Origin of the sequence: Actinacidiphila oryziradicis (assembly GCF_005047355.1) — a bacterium.
Taxonomy (GTDB): domain Bacteria; phylum Actinomycetota; class Actinomycetes; order Streptomycetales; family Streptomycetaceae; genus Actinacidiphila; species Actinacidiphila oryziradicis.
The window spans coordinates 1-5,629 of sequence record NZ_SUMC01000223.1 but is presented as its reverse complement, the minus strand read 5'-3'; the positions used below and the strand labels follow the sequence as shown (position 1 = coordinate 5,629).

Sequence of the window (5,629 nt, the reverse complement as noted above, 5' to 3'; positions counted from 1 at the left end):
CCAAACCCTTCACCTGGACCGCGACCGCCGACGAGATCCTCGCCAAGGTCCGACTCGTCCAGACCAACATCAAGAAACTCGTCGACAACAACGCGAAGTGACACAAACAGGATCACGAGACACTAGAGGACTGTGCCGCCTTCTACCGCGACCGCGAGCCCAGTCGCTTCATGATCGCCCGAATCGGCGCCATGAAGCCCTGGGAAGACGACGACGGCTCAGCCATGATCGAATTCGTATGTTCGCACTACGGCGGGCCCACCCCCGATGCGAGACCCACTTACATCTACACCCTGAGAATCGGCTGGATGCTGGTGCAGCTATTCCGGCCCGGGTCTCTCGACGAGGACCAGGTCCTCGCACCCTTCGAGCCCCACCCCACGTTCCACCCACTGTGGCCAGTTGGCACCACGATGACGTGGCCGCCACCGAAGCAGTTGCCTGCGGAGTACATGGAGGCCATTGCCCACCCTCCCACCCTGCCGATCGAGGTAGTTGGTCGGACGACGACCACCGAACGCACGTCAAATTGAGGTACGCAGCCCAGCCCAGCGCGTTTCTATCGCGCCTGTACGTTCCAGCGGAACCTGGGGTAGACCGGCTCGGCCGCAACCTGGCTGCCCGGCAAGGACAGTTGGACTGCGCTGAAGGTCCCCAAGGGCTGATTTGCCCTAGTACAATCGAAGCCCCCTGGTGTTCTGGCAGAACACGCGAAGCGCCCCGCTCTCCCACGTAGAGGGCGGGGCGCTGTCGTGCGTCTAGCTGAGGTTCCTCTTCTCCAGCTCTTGTACAAAGTTGTACGCGGCATTGCTGCCCTGCTTGCCGGGCGAGATCTTCATGATCGCCTGGTCCTTCTCAGGGTTGCCGCTGAAATACGCCTCAGTCAGGACGTACGGCAGACCATCCACACGGAACCGGATGCTTCCGTCGGGGTAGGCACTGACGCGGATCTTCCGACCATCGGGAAGGGTGACGGTTTCGGAGAAGTGCGCCTTGACGGGCTGATCAGCCATACAGACCTCCAGGTCATACAGGCTCGATTAGAGCGGTCAGCGTACCGCCAAGTCCCATGATCCGGTGGGCAGATCGTCCAGTGTCACGGCGTACACCCGGGGGCCCGGGGACTCAGTCCAGCGGGATGTCGAACTCAACTACCGTCGTGTCGCCCCGGCGGACGATCGGGAAGGCGACCTCCACGATCCTGCCGTCCTCGGCCACATGGCGCCGGGTGTATCGGATCACCGGGACGGCGGAGCCGATCTTCAGCGTCTTGGACTCGTGCTCCGTAGGCACGCCGCAGGTGAAAGACTCCTTGGCTAGCGTGACATTGATGCTCATGGAGGCCAACTGGGCCTGCGTCCAGAACGTCGACAACGGCCCAGGGACATGTACCCGATGTCATACCGGTTTCGTAACAAGGCGCCACATCCGCCCCAATGCCCACCTATCGTGGTCCATCTCGCGTAGCCATTCCGGTTACGCCGCACCAGGGGGGACACCCGCGCCATGCGCCACCGCATCACCGCAACCCTGCTTGTCGCAGCCGCAGCTTTCACCGGGCTGGCCACTGCCGCTCCCGCCCAGGCCGCCGGATCCGTCCACCTGACGGAGATCTATTACAACTCGCCGGGTTCGGACAACCGCTCGAAGGCCAGCCTCAACGCCGAATGGGTGCTGATCAAGAACTCGACGTCGAAGGGCGTCAGCCTGAAGGGCTGGACCCTCACCGACGCCTCCAGCCACAAGTACACCTTCGGCACTTACACGCTCGGCGCCGGGAAGTCCGTGAAGATCCACACCGGCAAGGGGACCAACACCGCCACCAACCGCTACCAGCAGCGGGCCGCGTACGTCTGGAACAACGACAAGGACAAGGCCACGTTGAAGCGGTCATCCGGCGCGGTGCAGGACACCTGCTCGTACAACTCGACCAAGGTCGCCTACAAGATGTGCTGACCTGTACACGCGCAAAACCCCGCGCCCATCATTTCCCCACGTGGGGAGGTGATGGGCGCCTTTCGTCATTCCCGGGGGTGAACGCACAACGACCCCCACCTGGGTGGGGGTCGGAGTTGGTGCAGCCCCGAGCTGACGGGGCTACCGTTCTGAGTGTCTAGGTCAGAACGGAGTTCAGCACGCCATACCCCATCGACAATGCCGGCACCCTTCCCGGGCGACCGCCTCAAGGAAGCCCGGCGACGCCGGGGCCTCACCCAAGAGGCCCTCGCCGAACGCGCCAACCTCAGCGTCGGAGTGATCAAGAAGCTCGAACGCGGCGGTACCGGCCGGCTGGAGACCTACCACGTCCTCGCACGCGCCTTGAAGGTCCGCACCTCCGCGCTCCTCGAACCAGCAGGACCGCACGAGACCCGGCGCAGCGACGACGACAACATCCTCGAAAAGCCATGCTCCGTGCCTGTTTCCGCGTACGTGACCAGACATAACGTCCAGTCACGTACCTGCTGACCAGGCCCAGTGGAGCCGACCATGACCCCCACACCGCCCCGCACAGCCACCGCAGACGCGGAGGTCATCCCGGAGAACACCACCGAGGGACACGAGTGGCCGGAGGGCGTACCGCCGGTCGGGACGTTCGTACGGGACACCAGGCGCGAGCGCGACGCCTTGGTGATGGCGGCCATCGGACCCTACGTCCAACTGCGCGGGATGGAGGGCGGCGTCGAGTGGGACGCGAAGCCCGCCGACATCCGTCCTCTGACCGCCCGGGAAGAGCTGAGCGCGCGGACCTGGGTGCGGAATGCGGCCTCGCGATTGCGGTTGGTGGGCCAGTGAGGCGATCGGTACTGCGGTTCGTGGCGTGGACCATCGCACCCCACCAGGAGCCGGACGCGGAGCCCATCACCCACGCCATGCAGTGCGCGGCGTGCGGCGAGAAGTCCCTGCCGTTCGAGGAGGAGGTCGAGCCCGCGCAGCTGTGGGCCCTCAAGCACGCCGGGCGCACCCGCCACGACGCCTACCGGGAGATCATCACCCGGCCGTGGCGAGCCGTACCGGCCGAGGGGGCTTCGCGATGACGGCCCGGCCACCCCGATAGACCGCCGCCCGCCTGCCGGTACCCCCATGACGGCAGGTGGGCGGACCAACACCTTCTACGACCTGGAGGCGAACGAGTGAGCGAGCAGGAAACGCCCTGGGTGGGCGACCAGGTCCACGACGAGGACGCCGGACGCGAGGCGATCGTCACGAACGTGATAAACGGTACGTACTACCTCCGCCCCCTCGTTGGCGGGGGCCAGTGGGAGAACGAGAACCCCGAGCGCCTGCGGATCACTGTGCCGCGCCGGGACCGCACCGACAGGTAGGACCCGTGGAGAGCATCGTGTTCCCCTGGCTGGGCGACCTGCCGGACGAGCAGGCGTACGAGTTCCTCGGTGAGGTGATCGAGGCCGCCAACGCCGCCGGGACACACACCGCCTTCCTCCAGACCCTGGACGCCCTCGTCGTCGAGTGGCGAGACGTACAGAGGTCTCCTGACTCCCTCGCGAGGTCAAGCCCGTAGAGGCTCCCCCCGACCTCGCGAGGCGAGAGGCGCCCCGGCTCTCCTTCGGGAGGGTCGGGGCGCTTCGCTGTGCCGCCTCAGTCGTCCAGCTCGACTACCTCCACATCGCCGCCCTGAACTGTCACGCTCCGCATCCAGCGACCGTTCTCGATGTCAAAGAAAAGGGAGTCGTCATCCCAGTGCTCCTCGTCTTCGGCATTCGAGCGGGTGTCGTTGGCATCCGAGCGGGTGAAGTGGACGTCGCCATCCCGCTGCCAGCGGTACGACCAGTCGATCTCGCTCGTGATCGCCCTGATGCTGTCGGGCGGCAGCACCTTCTTCGCTTCACGGATCGCCGCCTCGACTGCGACCTCGTACGCTTCATGCGCACGCTTGTAGTGGACCGTCGACCTTTCGGTCTGGAGATCGAAGTCGATGGTGATCGTCAGGTGCTTCGGAGCAGGCCTCTTGGCCACAGTTACCCCCCTGGTGTCCGTGTGGAAGTTCAGTATCAATGGGAACCACCGGACGCGGTGGACATTGGTCGAGAAACTCTGAAGTGAGCGTGTTTTTATTCAGCCGTGGTGGGCGACTTTTAAAACGTCGATGCGGGCGAGGCCGGGGGTGGTGGCGAGGAGGCTCTGCTGGGCGGCGGGTTCGAGGTCGCCGAGGAGGAGCAGGGTGAGGCCGGCGGTGCGGACCAGGAGGGTGACTGAGGCATCGTTGGGTCCGTCGTCAGGGAGGACGCCGGGGGCGGCTGGGGGCCAGAGGACCTGCCAGTCCAGGGGGCCGAGACGGCGGCGCTCCCCGGCGGCTGCCCGGAGGAGGGGATGTGGGCGGCGGCTGCCAGGCGGCGGACGAATGCGACCTGGCCGGGCGGTTCGTCGAGGGTCGTGGTCTCGATGGCCCCGACTGCACGGCCCCGCAGAACGCCGGGGAGGCCGTCGACGTGATCGGCGTGAAAGTGCGTCAGAAGCAGCAGCGGGATGGTTCTTACGCCGAGGGTGCGCAGGCAGCGGTCGGCGAGAGCGGGTTCGGGGCCGGCGTCGATGACCACGGCGGTGCCCTCGCCTGCGGAGAGCACCAGGGCGTCGCCCTGGCCCACGTCTTCTCTGTCAAGTTCAGCATGTTGAGGTTCCGCCTGCCGAGGCCGTTCCCTCAACCCCGGATCTGGGGACTATCGAGGTAGGGCCCTGTTCGCCCAATCCTGATGGCCTCGGCCCGGCTCCTGCTCTCCGAAGAGGCGCCGCAGTGTCGCTTCAATGTTCACCGGGGTCTCTTCGCAGACAGCCGGCTGGCCGCCACCGGCGGAGCGCGCCAGAGCGCAGGCGACGGCGACTTGATGAACGTATTCACCAGCAGTGATGCCGAGCTCGTTGGCGTGCTCGGTGATGGCCCTGTGGTCCGCCGCACTGAAGGCCGCGGTGATGGTGTGCGATCCGGATTCGGTCATATACGGCATCATGCCCCTGCACCTCATCTGGAGCGAGAGTTGCCGCTGCGCGGGCCGGGTGACACCGACCGTTGGGCCTCATCGACGGCGCCGGGATAATCGCGGAACGTGATGCTTTGCATGGCTTATGATGACAAGTCATACCGCAGTCAAAGGGGACGGGTGCCATGGCGACGACTGACCAGGACGACTCTGACGCTACCGAGCGTCGCCTTGGACGAGCAGTCCTATTTCTGCTGCAACAGGCTCCCATGGTGACGAATCCTGTCGTCCGTGCCGACATTGAGACGTTGCTCCTGTCCGGCCAGGCCATGGACTTCGCGTCACGCCTGCACGGTTTCGGTCGGATTACCAACGCTCAAATGATCCGGCAGTTCGCCCGGCTAGCCGGGATTGCCGACAGAGCGCTCATCCTGCAAATCCTTCCGGTCCTCAAGCAAGCGGATGTCATCGACTTTGCACTCAAGCCCGACGGCACCATTGGGTATGTGGAAGAGTTCGTCGGGGTATCCGGATCCATCATCCGACAGACTTTCAAGGTCCTGGGGCAGGCGCTCTCAACTGGTCAGTGCATCGTGAGATCATGATCACTTTGCGCTGAACCGGAGGTTGCGGCAGTTGAGTCAAGGGAACCCGCTGTGCGTGCAGGAACGCGAGTCCATATTGCGCGGTCTGGC

Annotated in this window: 12 protein-coding genes and 1 pseudogene; 8 read left to right on the top strand and 5 right to left on the bottom strand. The window is 65.1% G+C overall.

The annotated features are described in order from the left end of the window. Positions 1-170 precede the first annotated feature (170 nt). Complete coding sequence (locus FCI23_RS53780; RefSeq protein ID WP_136731484.1) at positions 171-533, top strand: hypothetical protein; 363 nt, start codon at positions 171-173, stop codon at positions 531-533. A 225-nt stretch (positions 534-758) separates the two neighbouring features. Here FCI23_RS53780 and FCI23_RS53775 read toward each other — a convergent pair whose 3' ends face one another. Both FCI23_RS53775 and FCI23_RS53770 read right to left on the bottom strand, forming a co-directional pair. Beyond that, positions 759-1,013: a hypothetical protein gene (locus FCI23_RS53775; RefSeq protein ID WP_136731482.1), complete on the bottom strand. Its 255-nt coding sequence runs from the start codon at positions 1,011-1,013 to the stop codon at positions 759-761. Between the two features lie 112 nt (positions 1,014-1,125). Beyond that, on the bottom strand, positions 1,126-1,338 hold the full coding sequence (locus FCI23_RS53770; protein WP_246144902.1) for a UTRA domain-containing protein: 213 nt from the start codon (positions 1,336-1,338) through the stop codon (positions 1,126-1,128). 168 nt (positions 1,339-1,506) lie between these two features. Between FCI23_RS53770 and FCI23_RS53765 the strand changes: the two genes are divergently transcribed. The 6 genes from FCI23_RS53765 to FCI23_RS53740 all read left to right on the top strand — a co-directional run bounded on the left by FCI23_RS53765 (position 1,507) and on the right by FCI23_RS53740 (position 3,520). Beyond that, positions 1,507-1,956: a lamin tail domain-containing protein gene (locus tag FCI23_RS53765; RefSeq protein WP_136731480.1), complete on the top strand. Its 450-nt coding sequence runs from the start codon at positions 1,507-1,509 to the stop codon at positions 1,954-1,956. 198 nt (positions 1,957-2,154) lie between these two features. Next, positions 2,155-2,466 carry a helix-turn-helix domain-containing protein gene (locus FCI23_RS53760; protein WP_136731478.1) on the top strand — a complete coding sequence of 104 codons (312 nt, stop codon included), beginning with the start codon at positions 2,155-2,157 and terminating at the stop codon, positions 2,464-2,466. A 21-nt stretch (positions 2,467-2,487) separates the two neighbouring features. Further along, positions 2,488-2,793 carry a hypothetical protein gene (locus tag FCI23_RS53755; RefSeq protein ID WP_169317457.1) on the top strand — a complete coding sequence of 102 codons (306 nt, stop codon included), beginning with the start codon at positions 2,488-2,490 and terminating at the stop codon, positions 2,791-2,793. Further along, a complete protein-coding gene (locus tag FCI23_RS53750; RefSeq protein WP_136731476.1) occupies positions 2,790-3,035 on the top strand; it encodes a DUF7848 domain-containing protein in 246 nt (81 codons plus the stop codon). The genes FCI23_RS53755 and FCI23_RS53750 overlap by 4 nt, the downstream gene beginning before the upstream one ends. A 96-nt stretch (positions 3,036-3,131) precedes the next feature. Next, positions 3,132-3,323 (top strand): hypothetical protein, encoded by a 192-nt coding sequence (locus FCI23_RS53745; RefSeq protein ID WP_136731474.1) that lies wholly within the window; start codon positions 3,132-3,134, stop codon positions 3,321-3,323. 5 nt (positions 3,324-3,328) lie between these two features. Next, positions 3,329-3,520, top strand: a complete 192-nt coding sequence (locus FCI23_RS53740; RefSeq protein WP_136731472.1) for a hypothetical protein — start codon at positions 3,329-3,331, stop codon at positions 3,518-3,520. Between the two features lie 77 nt (positions 3,521-3,597). On the opposite strand, the gene FCI23_RS53735 is transcribed toward FCI23_RS53740, so the two are convergent. From FCI23_RS53735 to FCI23_RS53725, 3 genes and pseudogenes are all read right to left on the bottom strand, one after another. Further along, on the bottom strand, positions 3,598-3,975 hold the full coding sequence (locus FCI23_RS53735; RefSeq protein WP_136731470.1) for a hypothetical protein: 378 nt from the start codon (positions 3,973-3,975) through the stop codon (positions 3,598-3,600). Between the two features lie 99 nt (positions 3,976-4,074). Continuing rightward, positions 4,075-4,607: pseudogene (locus FCI23_RS53730) on the bottom strand (ComEC/Rec2 family competence protein); the annotation flags it as partial. A 69-nt stretch (positions 4,608-4,676) separates the two neighbouring features. Next, on the bottom strand, positions 4,677-4,952 hold the full coding sequence (locus FCI23_RS53725) for a hypothetical protein (RefSeq protein WP_136731468.1): 276 nt from the start codon (positions 4,950-4,952) through the stop codon (positions 4,677-4,679). Positions 4,953-5,119: 167 nt separating this feature from the next. On the opposite strand from FCI23_RS53725, the gene FCI23_RS53720 reads away from it, so the two are divergent. Continuing rightward, positions 5,120-5,539 carry a hypothetical protein gene (locus FCI23_RS53720; RefSeq protein ID WP_136731466.1) on the top strand — a complete coding sequence of 140 codons (420 nt, stop codon included), beginning with the start codon at positions 5,120-5,122 and terminating at the stop codon, positions 5,537-5,539. Positions 5,540-5,629: the final 90 nt, after the last annotated feature.

Bases quoted from the DNA above. Each gene is read 5' to 3' on its own strand.
- FCI23_RS53720 (WP_136731466.1), top strand. From the start codon at position 5,120: ATGGCGACGACTGACCAGGACGACTCTGACGCTACCGAGCGTCGCCTT.
- FCI23_RS53775 (WP_136731482.1), bottom strand. From the start codon at position 1,013: ATGGCTGATCAGCCCGTCAAGGCGCACTTCTCCGAAACCGTCACCCTT.
- FCI23_RS53760 (WP_136731478.1), top strand. From the start codon at position 2,155: ATGCCGGCACCCTTCCCGGGCGACCGCCTCAAGGAAGCCCGGCGACGC.
- FCI23_RS53770 (WP_246144902.1), bottom strand. From the start codon at position 1,338: ATGAGCATCAATGTCACGCTAGCCAAGGAGTCTTTCACCTGCGGCGTG.
- FCI23_RS53755 (WP_169317457.1), top strand. From the start codon at position 2,488: ATGACCCCCACACCGCCCCGCACAGCCACCGCAGACGCGGAGGTCATC.
- FCI23_RS53725 (WP_136731468.1), bottom strand. From the start codon at position 4,952: ATGACCGAATCCGGATCGCACACCATCACCGCGGCCTTCAGTGCGGCG.
- FCI23_RS53765 (WP_136731480.1), top strand. From the start codon at position 1,507: ATGCGCCACCGCATCACCGCAACCCTGCTTGTCGCAGCCGCAGCTTTC.
- FCI23_RS53780 (WP_136731484.1), top strand. From the start codon at position 171: ATGATCGCCCGAATCGGCGCCATGAAGCCCTGGGAAGACGACGACGGC.